This window comes from Pseudomonas sp. NPDC085632 (genome assembly GCF_044541255.1).
GTDB lineage: Bacteria > Pseudomonadota > Gammaproteobacteria > Pseudomonadales > Pseudomonadaceae > Aquipseudomonas.
Window position 1 is genome coordinate 28,037 of record NZ_JBITSX010000052.1, and the last position, 15,626, is coordinate 43,662.

Here is a 15,626-nt window from a genome sequence, read left to right on the forward strand (position 1 = left end):
AACCTGAAATCAACGCACGCCCACAGTGAACGCTGACGATGGGCGGCACGATAACAAAACAGACGCGTAATGCCAGTGACGATAGCGGCGCTCAGTGAAAATTAAGCGCGAAAAACGCCAGCGTCGTCACACCCGCAGCCAAGCCACAGATGCCAGCGAAAAGTTGGCGAGCCAACGGATGCTCTGGCCGAGGGCGCCTGACCAGCCACATCCAGACACCCGCCAGCACGCCGAACGTGGTGATTATTTGCAACACGCTACTGGCCAGGTTTTCCGGTGAAGGAGGCACGTGCGCCGGGAAAAGGCCTGAACAAATCACCGAAAAAATCATCGCCACGATAAAGCCGCTGGCGGCACCTGCCAGGTTGGCGAGGATCAGGTTCCAGGCACCACGGGTCTGCACGACCCAAGCCCAAACGGCTGCCCAGACGAAAAAGTACAACACGGCCATCAAGGTGTTTCTCCCTCTGAAAATTGACTCCATCGAGGCGCTGGCGACCTCGTTACTGGCAGTGGACGGCAAGATAGCAAAATAGTAGCGTCACGCCACTGCCCTATCTCCGTAATGGATTACCTATGCCAGTCAGTCCCCACTCTTTGCGCCTGCTCTGCGCAATCACACTCGCCGCTGCAATGGCCCCGGCATTCGCCGCCGTGCAAGAACACCCGGAAAACAGCTGGAAGTATTACGCCGGCAACTGCCAGCGAGTACTGGAGAAAATGGCCGACGTGCAAAGCGGTCGATCCACGGCCTACGACATGATGTTTGCGCTGGAAAGCAACCTGCGGACCATGAACGAACATCGCTCGAACCTGACACCCAATCACCTGGAATCGCGAGAATTTGCTGAATGCGAAAACATCGCTGGCCAAGCCGAGGCGATGATCGCCCAAGGCAAAGCCGAGTTCGCCGCGAAGATGCAAGGTGCTGCGGAGGAAGGCCGCATCGCCCACCAGAACTCGCCGGCATACCAACGCGCCCGCGCGCTCGGCTACAGCGACGTCGGCGATATCTCCTTCCTCAAACTGCACGAAAACACCGACGGCGAAGCACGCCTGAAAACCATGCTGATCACCGTCGACGAAATCTGCGGCCAATACTTCCGCGCCACGCAATACGTGAAGCCGTATGTGATCTATACGGTTCGGCCTTCTGACGGCGGCTGTGGCGAAGTGAAGCGCGTCGCGGTGGTTGGCGGTCGATCCGTGGAGAAGGGCGATTACATTGACGAGAAGGGCGAGTTTCAGTATCTGGGCTGGAAGAAGCTTGTTGGCGCTGATGGATTTCCGACCGATATCCGCGTGCTGAAAGCCCGTCGTTGAAACTAAGAAATACCGGGATGTTTTCTTGAAGATGAGGATGGACAGATGATCGACTTCAACAACAAAGGCTTCTTCAAACTCAAGCAGAACGATGAGTACGCCGAACGCGTAAGCGCGTTGTTGCTGGACGGTGAAGAAGTGATCGACTCTTACAAGGCCATGCGTGATGGCGTGGTGTTTACCAACAAACGCATCATCGCGGTCAACGTTCAGGGCATTACGGGCAGCAAGAAGGATTTCACCTCCTTGCCGTACAAGAACATCGTCGCGTACTCCGTGGAAACCTCGGGCACGTTCGATCTGGATTCGGAGCTGGAGATCTACTTTTCGTCACTGGGGAAGGTGAAGTTCGAATTCACCGGGAAGACGTCGATGGTGGAGATTTCCAAATACATCTCGAAGCATCTGCTGTAACGGCGCCGCCGATCACAAGATGTCTTTCAAGTAACCCTTGAGCGCGAGGAGCGGCTGATCCAGCTGCTCCAGCGAGCGCGCCTCGCTGAAGTCAGCAGACAACTTGTGCAATTCACGTCCCAGCGGCTTCTCGACGCCACCCAAGGCATCCATCGCCAGGCCAAGGCATTCGTTCATCTTGAACTGAATGGTCTCGACATCCCCGCGCCGTACCAATAGTTCGAAAATGTCTTTCTGATAATCACCCATGACCATGTCGTCCCGCAGAATCGGGCTCAGGCCTTCTTCCTCGTAAGCGAGCTTGAGGGAGAAAAGGGCGACTGTTTCCAGTGACGTTTCCATGGGGTGCCTTTAGCGACTTCCGTCAGCGTGAGAGTTGATGCCTGAATGCAACCACCGTTAGGTGCAAGATGCGCTGGGCTACTTTCAGAGAGGCGTGATTATACGGAGCGGGATCAACAAGTGCAGCCAAAAGGCGAGGCCGGGCACGCTGAAGCCGATCAATAACCTTCACGGGATTGAGCGGCATTTCCATCGGAGGCCGGCGAGTATTATGGTGAACCTTCACACACTCGACGTTAACTGTTGAACACGAATGGAGTGGCGACCATGGAATACGACGACAAACTGATGGAAGACGCTGTGCTTGCCCTGTTGGCGGCACTCAGTTCCGATAAAGGAAATGCCTGGAAAGGGTTCGACTTCGAGATCATGAACCGATTGCATGAGCAGGGTTTCATCAGTAACCCGGTGAACAGGAACAAGTCGGTCTGGTTGACGGAGGAGGGGCTGGAGCGTGGGCGGGCGATAGCGGCGCGGTTGTTTGGGGGAAATGCTCAGGCTGAGCCTGCAAACGACTCCGACACCTGAGTCCGTGCTATGTCACGTGCGACCGGCGCAGTGGTGAGCGTTCTGCATTGCGCGTCCACTTTATTGCAGACGAAAAAAAAAGGCCTTGCCAAGCAGACATTTCTTAATTTTGGTGCCGAGGGAGACTGTCGAGTTCCATATTATACGTGGCTTGCAGCGTGATTGTATTTTCAGGGATACACGATGGGATACAAAAAATCATAGCTGCACAGCCTTTTAACAGAAATAACCAATTCGTCGATTTGCCCTTTTTCCTAATGCACTCCAATCTTGACCATCGCAACGGATTGGGGAGTGGTGCAGGGTGGTTGAATTTTGCTACGGATTTTTATGTTTCGTGCCTTTGGCTTCGAGTGAGCCGAAATTTTTTGGGTTCTCTGAGTTTTTAGCCGGCTTAGCGTTGATGGTTTTAGCCTGGACAATGGCAGATGTCTCTTACCGGTTCAGGGTTGCAACAGCTCCTATACCCTTAAGGCGTTGGACTTTTATCGTTGTCTCGACCGTCGGAATTTTATCTTTACTGACGGATTTATGGAGAGCGGAACAATGGTGGGTGCCTAGAGGAAGTGTATTCACTCCCGCATCATGGCAGGCTTTTTTGGGTGCGCTTTTCTTAATGACTTTTCTATCCTGGGCATGGTTCGCATTTATAAAACCACCAGTGTTCGGTCGAACCAATGCAAAGAACTTTCGTCGTGCATTGTATGATTTTGCACTCAAGGGCACTCCCGCGGAACTATCCGTTGTAGCAGATGAGCTAAAAAATTCTGCAGGTAAAATTGTTGAATTTGCGCCTGAGTATAAAGACGTTGTTGAATCAAAAAGAAATGATAAGCCTGAAAAATTATCCCTTGTGGTGTGTTGCGCTGACGATATTTTAATGCTGATTTCAGAGAGAAAGTTTTGTAAAGCTATAGTTGATTCTTCGCCAGCTACAGCTTTGGAAGTGTACAAGGCTATTAAGAGGACAAAGAAATATTCAATAAGAATAGAGGTTTTTTCTAAAAATATTGTTAATCATGCTCTGCTTAATAGAGATTCTTTTCTTTTTCAAGAGGTCGGGGACTATGACTCCGGTTTGATTGGCCATACTAAGCCTCTCAGTCAAGCTATGTTCTCGGATCATGAGATGGTAGAAAAGATCGGCTCGATGTTTGAGTTGGATCTGTGGGGGGAGCACTCATTTGAAACTCCTCAATGGGAAGCATACTGCCGTATTGTGATGATGGCGTATGAGGATAAAATCAATAACAATTTTTGGGGTGGGTCACGCTCTCTCTGGAACGCTGGAACTAATATTCAACGCGCCGTATTTGATCTTTATAAGCTTAACGGTGTTGATGACTATACTCTGAAAGATGATGGGATAAAAAAATTAAAAGTCGTAGTTGATTTTATAAAAGAACTAATGTCTGTTCTCGATAAAAAAGGGGTGCCAAAATATATTACATTGAAGAAAGAAGGCGTCATAGGGACGCATTATGATGATGTGGCTAAGCTTATATTTGAAGTGATCCACAGCGCGGGAGCGGTCCAATCTCCTTGGTCTTTATGTTGGTGGCTTCATCACAATCTGATATGGGGTGAGATATTCGGAGGCTTTTCGCATGATGGAGACGCGAGTAAGGTTATTCGGCATAAATTTAGAAGGTTGATATACGACGAAATACAATTCATGAAGAAAACACCAAATTATAAGGGGGCAAAGTTTGTTGGCTATTTTCTAAATGTCTTAGGATTGCTGCCCTATAAACTAAATAATAAGCATGAGAAAGTCTTAAGGAATATTATCGTCGGATGGGTGAAGGAGTTTTATGCTGATCTTTATATTCGGCATCCGCAGTTGGCCTTGAGTTGTCTTGTCGATGGTATGGTTTACGATGATCAAAGTCTTCGGTTGATCAAAACTGATCCTTCTAATGCCCTTCGGCCTAAGCCTCGTAAAGTGTTTCTCCAGCTTCGTTGTGTAAAGGTGGTTTGATAGCTGTTTATCTGACATGTAGTAAATGTGAAGTGTGTCTGATGTAGTCGAATGTAGCGAGCGAGAACCTAGTCACGGTTCGATTGTACTGATGTGTTTGATTTGCTCTGTAAAGATAAAGTATGAGATTTCCTAATGAAAAAAATAGTATCAGACGCGCAGCAGCTATCTATCGATGTTAGGGAAGGTGCTTTAGTAATTGAGTGCGCAAAAATCACACTAAGTCAGCAATGCGCGAAGAATCGTGTGACCTACTCAGCTGCCGGAAGAATTATCCAAGATAAAAAAGGTTGCTTTTATATTTGTATGAGCTACAAATGTAAGAAGTCGTCCTCTCCTTTTCTCCTAATGACATCCTCTGCGTTATCTAATAATACGCCCACTGGCACGGTTTTTCCAAAATCTTATTACTTTAGTATGGTAGCAGTTTCGGTCGATGGGAAAATTTGGAGGGGAGAAGATATATGGCTGGAAGCTGATTGTTTTTGGACCACGCGAACTGCTGTTGTAAAGGCAGAGTGTTCGGTAATCTCCAATGTGGCAGTTCACCGGGATTCACCTGCTGTAAATTACTACGAATACACCGTTAATGTTAAAGATTTCCTATTTCCTAGAAATGAGTTCACTGATTATGGAGATGGAAAGCTCAGAAACGTGAGTGTCTTTGGTGTGGGTAGGTACAGTTGTCGGTTAAAAATTCATGAGAGCTATATTAGTTTATTCATTAGCTCTGAAAAGAGGGTTGATAAAAAGGTTTGCGATGCTATTTTGAAATCCATAGAAATAATCACCGGAACCCCTCTAAAACCTACGGTGACGGTGAGCAGAAATCGCTTTAATTCTTTTACGAAAATAGAAGCGTTAGATATGAGTGAGCAAGATATGAGGCTTCCCCCACCTATCCCCAATCGTCATCCAGGGCAGCTTAATAATTGTGCTCTCTACATAAAGTTAATGGTGAAAAAAATTGCTAATGAACAGCCGCTTTTTTATCAATATTGGCAAGAGCTTTGTGTTTCTCAAACCGCAAGTATTGAATCTTTTTCACTTTGTGTGAGTGTAAACGTCGAAGGGATGGTTAACGAGTATTTTCCTCATTTGAGACGGGCTGATCCGGAGTTTGTTCAGGAGTGCCATGATGCTGCCGCCATTCTAAGGGGGCTATTGATTGGTGCGGAAATAAAACCCAGGGTTCAGGAAAAAATATTCCATAGTCTCGCCAGCGCCAAAACACCGAGTGTCAAAAATGCGCTTTATTCTATCTTTGAGAAAAATGCAGTAGATAAGTGGAGTCTTATAAGGCATCCCGCTGCACACGGTACGCTTTCGCAGAAAAAATTTAACACGCAGCAGCTACTTGACTGCTCTTACAGCTGTATATTTATGTTTTATGAAATGCTAGCTCGACATATAGGCTTTAATGGGGGGCGGATTGACTATTCCTCTGGTGGTCACCCTCGACTGTTGTGTGATGTGCAGGATTAGCTCGCACCGAAGCTAAAAAGATTCATTACACCATTCTGGAGGCTGCCGGTCGGGATGATGCCAAGTTCACGAAAGGCACCAAAAAAATGGTGATCATGGGGAAGCTTGGTGTTCTCGTGACCGCCGCGCTGGCGACTTATCAAATTCTGGAAGCAGATAACAAACCTAAAGAGGCTGCTCGGCAAGGCATCATCGTGGGAGGCGGGGCCGCAGGCGGCATCCTTGCTGGTGCAGGCGTCATTGCGTTGTGTGGTCCCGGTGCTCCTCTTTGTGCAATTGCGGTGGTCTTGGTGCGATCAGTCGTCGGAGGGGCAGCGGGCGGACTAGTGGCGGACTCGCTAGATGAGGAACTAGAGGAGTTTAGCTTGAACAAGAATGGTTCTGTACGTGTAAGCGATTTTATCGCACTATGAATCCTATCTGCCCCTAACGGCGCGGGTACAAGTCCCCGCACCGCCAGCCGCTTGATCAAAATCAATGAGAGTGATTAATAGTAATAATCAGAAGCGCATGTAAGAGCTTTTAAGGTGATTCGGGCGTTTCATCAGTTGTTGAAATTGGTAATATTGAAGGTGCTTTTAGTATTGCCTTTTGAGCAAGCTCTTTTAAATCATTCAGGGGCTTACTTCCAAAATGCTTTGTATACCGTTGGTGCTTCGGCCATTCGGAAATATAGCGACTTCCACCGTGAACAAGCTCATTTCTTAAATCAAAAAGCCATGATGCTTTTTCTTTGAGTTTTTCATCCAGTCCGAGATTGCCCACCCCAGCTATGAAAGACGCCTCTACAGAACCGCGCTGTCCAAATAAAGCGTCAAGTGCAATAAAATAGTTGATATATGATTCTATGTCCTCAGAGTTCATGGCTCGATTGAAGAAGTTTACGGATTTTTTTATACGTTGTTTATATTCAGTAGGGCATTGATTAAGCGACTCGTACCACTCTGCTACTTTTTTGGTTAAGTTATCAGTAATTATAATGTCTGATGCGTAAAAAGGAGAGAGTGCGCCACAATCACTAAGAGTTAATAAGTTGTCAGGTGTAGTTTCATGAGGGAATTGTATGCAGTTGGTGAAAGGTTGAGCTATTGATTTGTTGTAGCCGTATTTGGAAACCTCTGAGGCATGAGCGAAAAGTACAGTAATAAACATTCTGAATTTTAAACTGCTTGCGAATTTAGCTCCTTTTTGTGTTCCGTAATCTTCGCCAATCAAAACATAATTAAAGTCATAGCCGCCATTGAATGAAAAGTTGCTATTGGCTGTGAACGGTGAGCTTGGTGTCCAGCTATCAAAAATATATCCTCGTGCGGAGAAATTATTCCACGCCACATCATCGCTACTTGAAATTAGATGCAATCCCTCTTCAGGAAGGGAAAGAGATGGTCCTTTAAATCTGGGCAAGGGGTAAATCGTGCACCTTTTTCCTATCACGCTTCTAAGATTTTGTTTGATTTCTTCCAGAATTGTCTTGGTAAATTCGGTAACTGATACAGCACCCCTACATTCAAAAAGGTTTGGCTTTCTACCAAAAGCTACGTCGTCACCATTGAAAAGCGGTGAATCTAAACAAACTTTCTGTAATGTTGAAGTGACAATGTTATTAACGGACTCGGTATCACAGTCTCTGAACTCCTGTTCGGTTTCGATGATAAGAGCTGTTACCGTATCAAGGGCATTGAAGGTATCTGGGCTGTACCACCAAGTGAGTCCAATTCCACCTGAGAAAGTAAACGGCTTTCCTCTCCCTGCAAAAAACTGCGCTGCCGGCATTTTGTCCTCAGTGCCGGGCCTCAAGAGAATTGAGCGCATCAGTCTTGCTACGTGAGCCTGTACTCGATCCATCGGGAATCTCCACAATCCAATATGACCCGTTAGCTGGCCATCTCATTTATGAACAGGTACGGCCACAGGTGGAAGCAAGGCTCCGCTTCTGTCCAGTCCGTGTCGGTCAACGCCACACCGTGTATTGATCAAACTAGGTGTATTCGGGGGGGGCAAAACGAATGCAAACGGCGTGTCAGGTCGAATGTGCGCAGATAATCGAATGGATTGCAATTTCGGGTGATTTTGGGGTGAAGCAAGGCACTACCAAAATGGCAATCCGTTGCGTGTCTAAGCGGGGGTATATCGGTGGGAAAACGCTGGAAAACGGGGGGGAGCATAGAATTTTTGGATAGAAAAAGGGGTAGAAATTTCTTTCTACCCCTTATCTAAGGCCTTGCTAAGCAAGACCTTTCTTAATTTTGGTGCCCCGAGGGAGACTCGAACTCCCACTCCTTTCGAAAACGGATTTTGAATCCGCCGCGTCTACCAATTCCGCCATCAGGGCTCAATGGCGGCGAAGTATAGAGATGAGATTACCGTCGGTCAATCAGGTACATAGAGAATTTTCACTATTTCGGCTAGACTTCCGGCCCCTGCTAGACGAACCCCATCATGCGCGTTGCTGACTTTACTTTCGAACTCCCTGATTCGCTGATCGCCCGCCACCCTTTGGCCGAGCGTCGCGGTAGTCGCCTGCTGACCCTTGACGGGCCGAGCGGCACCCTCGCACACCGTCAATTCACTGATTTGCTCGAGCATTTGCGCCCGGGCGATTTGATGGTGTTCAACAATACCCGGGTGATTCCGGCGCGGCTGTTCGGGCAGAAAGCGTCCGGCGGCAAGCTGGAAATCCTCGTTGAGCGGGTGCTCGATACGCATCGCGTGCTGGCCCATGTGCGTTCCAGCAAGTCGCCGAAGCCGGGCTCGAAGATCCTTATCGACGGCGGTGGCGAGGCAGAAATGCTCGCGCGTCACGATGCGTTGTTCGAACTGGGCTTCGCTGAAGAAGTGCTGCCGCTGCTCGACCGCGTCGGGCACATGCCGTTGCCTCCTTATATAGACCGCCCTGACGAAGGCTCGGATCGCGAGCGTTATCAGACCGTGTACGCCGAGCGTCTGGGCGCGGTGGCGGCGCCGACGGCCGGGCTGCATTTCGATCAGTCGCTGATGGAAGCGATTGCCGCCAAGGGCGTCGAGACTACTTTCGTCACGTTGCACGTGGGCGCGGGGACGTTCCAGCCGGTGCGCGTCGAGAAGCTTGAAGATCACCACATGCACACCGAGTGGCTGGAAGTCGGCCAGGATGTGGTTGATGCGGTCGCAGCGTGCCGTGCGCGCGGTGGTCGGGTGATTGCGGTGGGTACCACCAGCGTGCGTTCGCTGGAAAGTGCCGCGCGCGATGGCGTGCTCAAGCCGTTCAGTGGCGACACCGACATCTTTATCTTCCCGGGCCGGCCGTTCCATGTGGTCGATGCCCTGGTGACCAATTTCCATTTGCCGGAATCCACGCTGTTGATGCTGGTTTCGGCATTTGCCGGTTATCCCGAGACCATGGCCGCCTACAAGGCCGCCGTCGACAACGGATACCGCTTTTTCAGCTACGGTGATGCGATGTTCATCACCCGTAACCCCGCACCTACTGCCCCTAAAGAAACCGGCCCAGAGGAAACAGAATGAGTCGCGAATGTCGCATGTCCTTTGAACTTCTGGCCACTGATGGCAAGGCCCGACGTGGTCGCCTGACCTTCCCGCGTGGCACCGTCGAGACCCCGGCGTTCATGCCGGTGGGCACTTACGGCACGGTCAAGGGCATGTTGCCGCGTGACATCGTTGCCACTGGCGCAGAAATCATTCTCGGCAACACCTTCCACCTGTGGCTGCGCCCTGGCACCCAAGTGATCAAGGAACACGGCGACCTGCACGATTTCATGCAGTGGAAAGGCCCGATCCTCACTGACTCCGGTGGCTTCCAGGTGTTTAGCCTCGGCGCGATGCGCAAGATCAAGGAGGAGGGCGTGACCTTCGCTTCCCCGGTCGACGGCGCCAAAGTGTTCATGGGCCCGGAAGAATCGATGCAGGTGCAGCGCGACCTCGGCTCCGACATCGTGATGATCTTCGACGAATGCACGCCGTACCCGGCTGACGAAGACGTCGCGCGCATCTCCATGGAGTTGTCGTTGCGCTGGGCTCAGCGCTCGAAAAATGCCCACGGTGACAACACCGCGGCATTGTTCGGCATCGTTCAGGGCGGCATGCACCAGGATCTGCGCATGCGCTCGCTCGAAGGCCTCGACAAGATCGGCTTCGATGGCCTGGCCATTGGCGGTCTGTCGGTGGGCGAGCCGAAGCACGAGATGATCAAAGTGCTGGATTATCTGCCGGGCATGATGCCGGCTGACAAACCTCGTTACCTTATGGGCGTTGGCAAACCGGAAGATCTGGTTGAGGGTGTGCGCCGCGGTGTGGACATGTTCGATTGCGTGATGCCAACCCGTAATGCCCGCAATGGGCATCTGTTCATTGATACAGGCGTGCTGAAGATCCGTAACGCGTTCCATCGCCATGATGAATCGCCGCTGGATCCGACCTGCGATTGCTATACCTGCCAGAACTTCTCCCGCGCTTATCTGCATCACCTGGACAAGTGCGGCGAAATGCTGGGAAGCATGCTCAATACCATCCATAACTTGCGCCATTATCAGGTGCTGATGGCTGGTTTGCGCGAGGCTATTCAACAGGGTACAGTGGCCGCCTTTGTCGATGCCTTCTACGCCAAACGCGGGCTCCCCGTTCCGCCTTTGGACTGAGTTTTCTGACCCCAAGATTCAACATTTGCAACTGGAGTGCTAAATGAGCTTTTTTATCTCTAACGCCATGGCTGACGCGGCTGCACCGGCTGCTGCCGGCCCAATGGGCGGCGGTTTCGAGTGGATTTTCCTGGTCGGCTTCCTGGTCATCTTCTACCTGATGATCTGGCGTCCACAGGCCAAGCGCGCCAAAGAGCAGAAGAACCTGCTGAGCAGCCTGCAGAAAGGTGACGAAGTTGTGACCACTGGCGGCATTGCCGGCAAGATCACCAAAGTGGCCGATGACTTCGTGGTTCTGGAAGTTTCCGACACCGTGGAAATGAAGTTCCAGAAAGGCGCCATCGCCGCCACGCTGCCAAAAGGCACGCTGAAAGCGATCTGAAGCAACAACTTCTACTCAATCGACGGGGCGCGCAAGGCGCCCCGCGTTCATAACGGGCGGCGTGATGCTGAACAAATATCCTCTGTGAAATACATTCTGATCCTGGCGGTGCTGGCGATCGGTCTGATTTATTCCGCTCCGAATCTATACCCCGATGACCCGGCCATTCAGATCAGCGGCGCCAGCACTGCGCTGCAAGTCAATCAGGCTGATCTGGATCGTGTGAGCACTGCGCTCAAGGAGTCCGGGATCAACGTCAAGGCAGCCACCCTGGCCGCCAACGGTAAGGGCGGTCTGATCCGTCTGAGCAAGGCTGAAGATCAGCTGCCGGCCAAAGACGTTGTACGCAAGGCCTTGGGTGATGACTACGTCGTCGCGCTGAACCTGGCACAGACCACCCCGCAATGGCTGCGCAATCTGGGCGCGCACCCGATGAAACTGGGTCTGGACTTGTCCGGTGGTGTGCACTTCCTGCTGGAAGTGGACATGGACAAAGCACTCGATGCACGCCTGAAAGTCTACGAAGGCGACGTCAAGAGCCTGCTGCGCAAAGAGAAACTGCGCTATCGCAGTCTGCCGCAACTGGGCGGTGCCATTCAGTTGGGCTTCAGCGATGAAGATTCCCGCGAACAGGCCCGTGCACTGATCCGCAAGAACTTCAACGATTTCGACATTGTTCCGGCCGACCTCAACGGTCAACCGGTGCTGCGTCTGGCGATGACCCCGGCCAAGCTGGCGGAAATCCGTGAATACTCCATCAAGCAGAACTTGACCACGGTACGTAACCGCGTCAACGAGCTGGGTGTTGCCGAACCGATCGTGCAGCGTCAAGGTGCCAACCGTATCGTGGTTGAGCTGCCGGGCGTGCAGGATACTGCCGAAGCCAAGCGTATTCTCGGCAAGACCGCCAACCTTGAGTTCCGTCTGGCTGCAGAGCCGGGCGCTTCGAAAGCCACTTCGGAAACCTTCGAGTTCCGTGAAGGCAAGCGTCCGCCAGCACAGATCGAGCGTGGTCTGATCATCACCGGTGACCAGGTTACCGACGCCAAGGCAGGTTTCGGCGAGCACGGCACACCTGAAGTGAACATCCGTCTGGATGGTCACGGTGGCGAGCTGATGAGCCGCGCGACCCGTTCCAACGTCGGTCGCAGCATGGCGGTGATCTTCATCGAGCAGCGTCCGGTCACCACTTACGTCAAGCAAGTGGTCGATGGCGTCGAGAAAGACGTCGCAGTGCAAACGTTCAAAGAAGAGAAAAAGATCATCAGCCTGGCGACCATTCAGTCGCCGCTGGGTGCTCAGTTCCGTATCACGGGTCTGAACGGCCAGGGCGAGTCGTCGGAACTGGCGCTGCTGCTGCGTGCCGGTGGTCTGGCCGCACCGATGTACTTCGCTGAAGAGCGCACCATCGGCCCGAGCCTGGGTGCTGACAACATCACCAAAGGTATCGATGCGTCGCTGTGGGGCATGCTGTTCGTGTCGCTGTTCATCATCGCCATCTACCGCTTCTTCGGCATCATCGCCACCGTCGCGCTGGCGGTGAACATGGTGCTGCTGCTGGCCCTGATGTCGCTGCTGGGTGCAACGCTGACCCTGCCGGGTATCGCCGGTATCGTTTTGACCATGGGTATGGCGGTCGACGCCAACGTGCTGATCTTCTCGCGGATTCGTGAAGAGATCGCCGCCGGCATGACCGTGCAGCGTGCAATCAACGAAGGCTTCGGCCGGGCATTCACCGCGATTCTCGACGCCAACCTGACTACCTTGTTGGTCGGCGGGATTCTCTTTGCCATGGGCACCGGCCCGGTCAAAGGTTTCGCAGTGACCATGTCCCTCGGGATCTTTACCTCGATGTTCACGGCCATCATGGTGACCCGCGCAATGGTCAACCTGATCTTCGGCGGACGTGACTTCAAGAAGTTGTGGATTTAAGGGGCTGCCATGTTACGTACAATCAACTTCATGGGCGTTCGCAACTTCGCGTTCGGCGTCACAGTGTTTCTCACGTTGCTGGCTATTTTCAGCGTCGCCACCAAGGGCATGAACTGGGGCCTGGACTTCACCGGCGGTACGCTCATCGAGCTGACCTACGAGCGTCCGGCTGATGTCACCAAGGTGCGCGAGGAGTTGGTGACTTCGGGTTATCACGAAGCCATCGTGCAGAGCTTTGGTGCGACCACCGATTTGCTGGTGCGCATGCCGGGTGAAGACCCGCAGCTGGGCCATCAGGTCGCTGAAGCGCTGCAGAAGCTCGGCGGCGACAACCCGGCGACGGTCAAGCGTGTCGAGTTCGTCGGCCCGCAGGTCGGTGAAGAACTGCGCGACCAGGGCGGCCTCGGCATGCTGCTGGCGCTCGGCGGCATCCTGATCTACCTGGCTTTCCGCTTTCAGTGGAAGTTCGCGGTCGGCGCCATCGTTTCGCTGATCCACGACGTGATCGTGACCATCGGTATCCTGTCGTTCTTCCAGATCACTTTCGACCTGACGGTGCTGGCGGCGGTACTGGCGATCATCGGTTACTCGCTGAACGACACCATCGTGGTATTCGACCGGGTTCGTGAGAACTTCCGCGTCCTGCGCAAGGCTTCGCTGATCGAGAACATCAACATCTCGACCACGCAGACCCTGCTGCGGACCATGGCGACTTCGATCTCCACGTTGCTGGCGATCGCGGCACTACTGTTCTTCGGTGGCGACAACCTGTTCGGCTTCTCGATTGCCCTGTTCATCGGTGTACTGGCGGGTACTTACTCGTCGATCTACATCGCTAACGTGGTGCTGATCTGGCTGAACCTGAGCACTGAGGATCTGATTCCTCCGGCCAACACCGAGAAGGAAGTCGACGACCGTCCATAACGGCCATCGTTTTCCCGGCTGTCAGCCCAAGAAAGGCGCGAGTTGAACTCGCGCCTTTTTTTATGCTCCAAGGCTGGGAGAAGCGCGGGCGCGTCCCGCATGTGATGGTCAGGAGGTTCATGTGAACAAGTCGTTGCTGGTTGGTGCGGTATTGGGTGCTGTCGGTGTGACTGCCGGGGGTGCTGTTGCCACCTACAGCCTGGTTAAAAGCGGCCCTGAGTATGCGCAAGTGTTGGCCGTCGAACCGGTTAAAACACAGATCAAGACTCCACGTGAAGTGTGCAAAGATGTAGCCGTGACCCGCCAGGCGCCGGTCAAGGATCAACATCAGATTCTCGGCACTGCAATCGGTGCGGTAGCGGGCGGTTTGCTGGGTAACCAGATCGGCGGCGGCACCGGCAAGAAGATCGCCACGGTGGCTGGTGCGGTCGGTGGCGGTTATGCCGGTAACAAGGTGCAGGAAGGTATGCAGAACCGCGACACCTACACCACGACCCAGACTCGCTGTAACACTGTGAATGACATCAGCGACAAGGTCGTCGGTTACGACGTGCGTTACTCGCTGGATGGCAAGGAAGGCAAAGTGCGCATGGATCGTGATCCGGGCAACCAGATTCCGGTCGACAAGGAAGGCAAGCTGATTCTGTCGCAGAATGAGCCGGGTCAGTAAAGACCGACTGTTTTAACAAGAAGCACCCTGCGGGGTGCTTTTTTTGTGCCCACAGGAAACCCGATCTCTACTGTAGGAGCTGACGAAGGCTGCGATCTTTTGATCTTTTAAAAACCAAGATCAAAAGATCGCAGCCTTCGGCAGCTCCTACTGGGCGTGATGGAAAATTCAGGCGTAAAAAAAGCACCCCTAAGGGTGCTTTTTTGTTTCGCGTGAAGCTTAGCGCTTCAGCGAAGCCGGCAGGTGCGGCTGGATCGCCGTCAGGACTGCCTTGAAGCATTTGGTGTTGCCGGCAACGATGTGGCCTTTTTCAAGGAAGTCGTGACCGCCGGTGAAGTCGCTCACCAGGCCGCCAGCTTCTTGAATCAGCAGGGCGCCTGCAGCCATGTCCCATTCGGACAGGCCCGACTCCCAGAATGCATCGAAACGACCGGCAGCCACATACGCCAGGTCCAGGCTTGCCGAACCGGCGCGACGGATGCCGGCAGTCTGGCCAACCAGAGCACGGAACATGCCCAGGTAGTTTTCCAGGTTGTCCATTTGATCGTCACGGAACGGGAAGCCGGTACCTAGCAGGGCGCCGTCGAGGCTGGTGCGACCGCTGACGCGCAGACGACGACCGTTCAGTTGAGCGCCGCGACCGCGGCTGGCGGTGAATTCTTCCTGGCGAACCGGATCCAGAACAACAGCGTGTTCCAGGCGACCACGGTATTTGCAGGCGATGCTGACAGCGAAGTGAGGAATGCCGCGCAGGAAGTTGGTGGTGCCGTCCAGTGGATCGATGATCCACAGGTACTCTTCGCCTTCGATGCCGGTACCGGCGTGCATGCCGGTCTCTTCACCGCGGATCGAATGGTTCGGGTAAGCCTTGCGCAGTGCGTCGATGATTTTCTGTTCAGCGGCGCGATCGACCTCGGATACATAATCCTTGGCGTCTTTTTCGTCGACCTTGATGGTATCCAGGCGCTCGATGGAGCGGAAGATCAGTTCACTGGCGCTGCGGGCGGCGCG

14 protein-coding genes, 1 tRNA gene and 2 pseudogenes are annotated in these 15,626 nt (G+C 52.7%); 12 read left to right on the forward strand and 5 right to left on the reverse strand.

Going from position 1 to position 15,626, the window contains the following annotated elements; genetic code table 11:
* Positions 1-91 precede the first annotated feature (91 nt).
* The gene (locus ACIF4X_RS24650; RefSeq protein WP_397484095.1) at positions 92-451 is read right to left on the reverse strand and encodes a hypothetical protein; all 360 of its coding nucleotides are present in this window, start codon (positions 449-451) and stop codon (positions 92-94) included.
* A 125-nt stretch (positions 452-576) separates the two neighbouring features.
* Here ACIF4X_RS24650 and ACIF4X_RS24655 point away from each other — a divergent pair, with 125 nt between their 5' ends.
* Together ACIF4X_RS24655 and ACIF4X_RS24660 are read left to right on the forward strand one after the other, a co-directional pair.
* Entirely contained in the window at positions 577-1,323 is a 747-nt protein-coding gene (locus tag ACIF4X_RS24655) for a hypothetical protein (RefSeq protein WP_397484096.1), read from the forward strand.
* Positions 1,324-1,368: 45 nt separating this feature from the next.
* Positions 1,369-1,737, forward strand: coding sequence for a PH domain-containing protein (locus ACIF4X_RS24660; protein WP_034156100.1), 369 nt, complete (start codon positions 1,369-1,371; stop codon positions 1,735-1,737).
* Positions 1,738-1,749: 12 nt separating this feature from the next.
* On the opposite strand, the gene ACIF4X_RS24665 is transcribed toward ACIF4X_RS24660, so the two are convergent.
* Positions 1,750-2,079: a hypothetical protein gene (locus ACIF4X_RS24665; protein WP_150652694.1), complete on the reverse strand. Its 330-nt coding sequence runs from the start codon at positions 2,077-2,079 to the stop codon at positions 1,750-1,752.
* A 267-nt stretch (positions 2,080-2,346) separates the two neighbouring features.
* Between ACIF4X_RS24665 and ACIF4X_RS24670 the strand changes: the two genes are divergently transcribed.
* From ACIF4X_RS24670 to ACIF4X_RS24685, 4 genes and pseudogenes are all read left to right on the forward strand, one after another.
* On the forward strand, positions 2,347-2,607 hold the full coding sequence (locus ACIF4X_RS24670) for a DUF6429 family protein (RefSeq protein ID WP_397484097.1): 261 nt from the start codon (positions 2,347-2,349) through the stop codon (positions 2,605-2,607).
* A gap of 337 nt (positions 2,608-2,944) precedes the next feature.
* Positions 2,945-4,588, forward strand: a complete 1,644-nt coding sequence (locus ACIF4X_RS24675; RefSeq protein ID WP_397484098.1) for a hypothetical protein — start codon at positions 2,945-2,947, stop codon at positions 4,586-4,588.
* Between the two features lie 135 nt (positions 4,589-4,723).
* Positions 4,724-6,073 carry a hypothetical protein gene (locus ACIF4X_RS24680; RefSeq protein ID WP_397484099.1) on the forward strand — a complete coding sequence of 450 codons (1,350 nt, stop codon included), beginning with the start codon at positions 4,724-4,726 and terminating at the stop codon, positions 6,071-6,073.
* 14 nt (positions 6,074-6,087) lie between these two features.
* A pseudogene (locus ACIF4X_RS24685) lies at positions 6,088-6,486 on the forward strand (hypothetical protein); the annotation flags it as partial.
* 109 nt (positions 6,487-6,595) lie between these two features.
* On the opposite strand, the gene ACIF4X_RS24690 reads toward ACIF4X_RS24685, so the two are convergent.
* Together ACIF4X_RS24690 and ACIF4X_RS24695 are read right to left on the reverse strand one after the other, a co-directional pair.
* Positions 6,596-7,918 (reverse strand): hypothetical protein, encoded by a 1,323-nt coding sequence (locus ACIF4X_RS24690; protein WP_397484100.1) that lies wholly within the window; start codon positions 7,916-7,918, stop codon positions 6,596-6,598.
* Between the two features lie 402 nt (positions 7,919-8,320).
* A tRNA-Leu gene (locus ACIF4X_RS24695) sits at positions 8,321-8,405 on the reverse strand.
* A 107-nt stretch (positions 8,406-8,512) separates the two neighbouring features.
* Here ACIF4X_RS24695 and queA point away from each other — a divergent pair.
* The 6 genes and pseudogenes from queA (at position 8,513) to ACIF4X_RS24725 (ending at position 14,615) form a co-directional block, all read left to right on the forward strand.
* Positions 8,513-9,577 carry a tRNA preQ1(34) S-adenosylmethionine ribosyltransferase-isomerase QueA gene (gene queA, locus ACIF4X_RS24700; protein WP_397484101.1) on the forward strand — a complete coding sequence of 355 codons (1,065 nt, stop codon included), beginning with the start codon at positions 8,513-8,515 and terminating at the stop codon, positions 9,575-9,577.
* A gap of 14 nt (positions 9,578-9,591) precedes the next feature.
* Positions 9,592-10,707 carry a tRNA guanosine(34) transglycosylase Tgt gene (gene tgt, locus ACIF4X_RS24705; protein ID WP_397484102.1) on the forward strand — a complete coding sequence of 372 codons (1,116 nt, stop codon included), beginning with the start codon at positions 9,592-9,594 and terminating at the stop codon, positions 10,705-10,707.
* Between the two features lie 43 nt (positions 10,708-10,750).
* Positions 10,751-11,089: a preprotein translocase subunit YajC gene (gene yajC / locus ACIF4X_RS24710; protein ID WP_007916913.1), complete on the forward strand. Its 339-nt coding sequence runs from the start codon at positions 10,751-10,753 to the stop codon at positions 11,087-11,089.
* A gap of 64 nt (positions 11,090-11,153) precedes the next feature.
* Positions 11,154-13,021: pseudogene (gene secD / locus ACIF4X_RS24715) on the forward strand (protein translocase subunit SecD).
* 9 nt (positions 13,022-13,030) lie between these two features.
* Positions 13,031-13,945 (forward strand): protein translocase subunit SecF, encoded by a 915-nt coding sequence (gene secF / locus ACIF4X_RS24720; protein ID WP_186624502.1) that lies wholly within the window; start codon positions 13,031-13,033, stop codon positions 13,943-13,945.
* A gap of 121 nt (positions 13,946-14,066) precedes the next feature.
* The gene (locus ACIF4X_RS24725) at positions 14,067-14,615 is read left to right on the forward strand and encodes a glycine zipper 2TM domain-containing protein (RefSeq protein ID WP_064118923.1); all 549 of its coding nucleotides are present in this window, start codon (positions 14,067-14,069) and stop codon (positions 14,613-14,615) included.
* Positions 14,616-14,834: 219 nt separating this feature from the next.
* On the opposite strand, the gene ACIF4X_RS24730 is transcribed toward ACIF4X_RS24725, so the two are convergent.
* Positions 14,835-15,626 (reverse strand): inositol monophosphatase family protein (locus tag ACIF4X_RS24730; protein WP_397484103.1); only part of this gene is annotated, 792 nt, incomplete at its 5' end.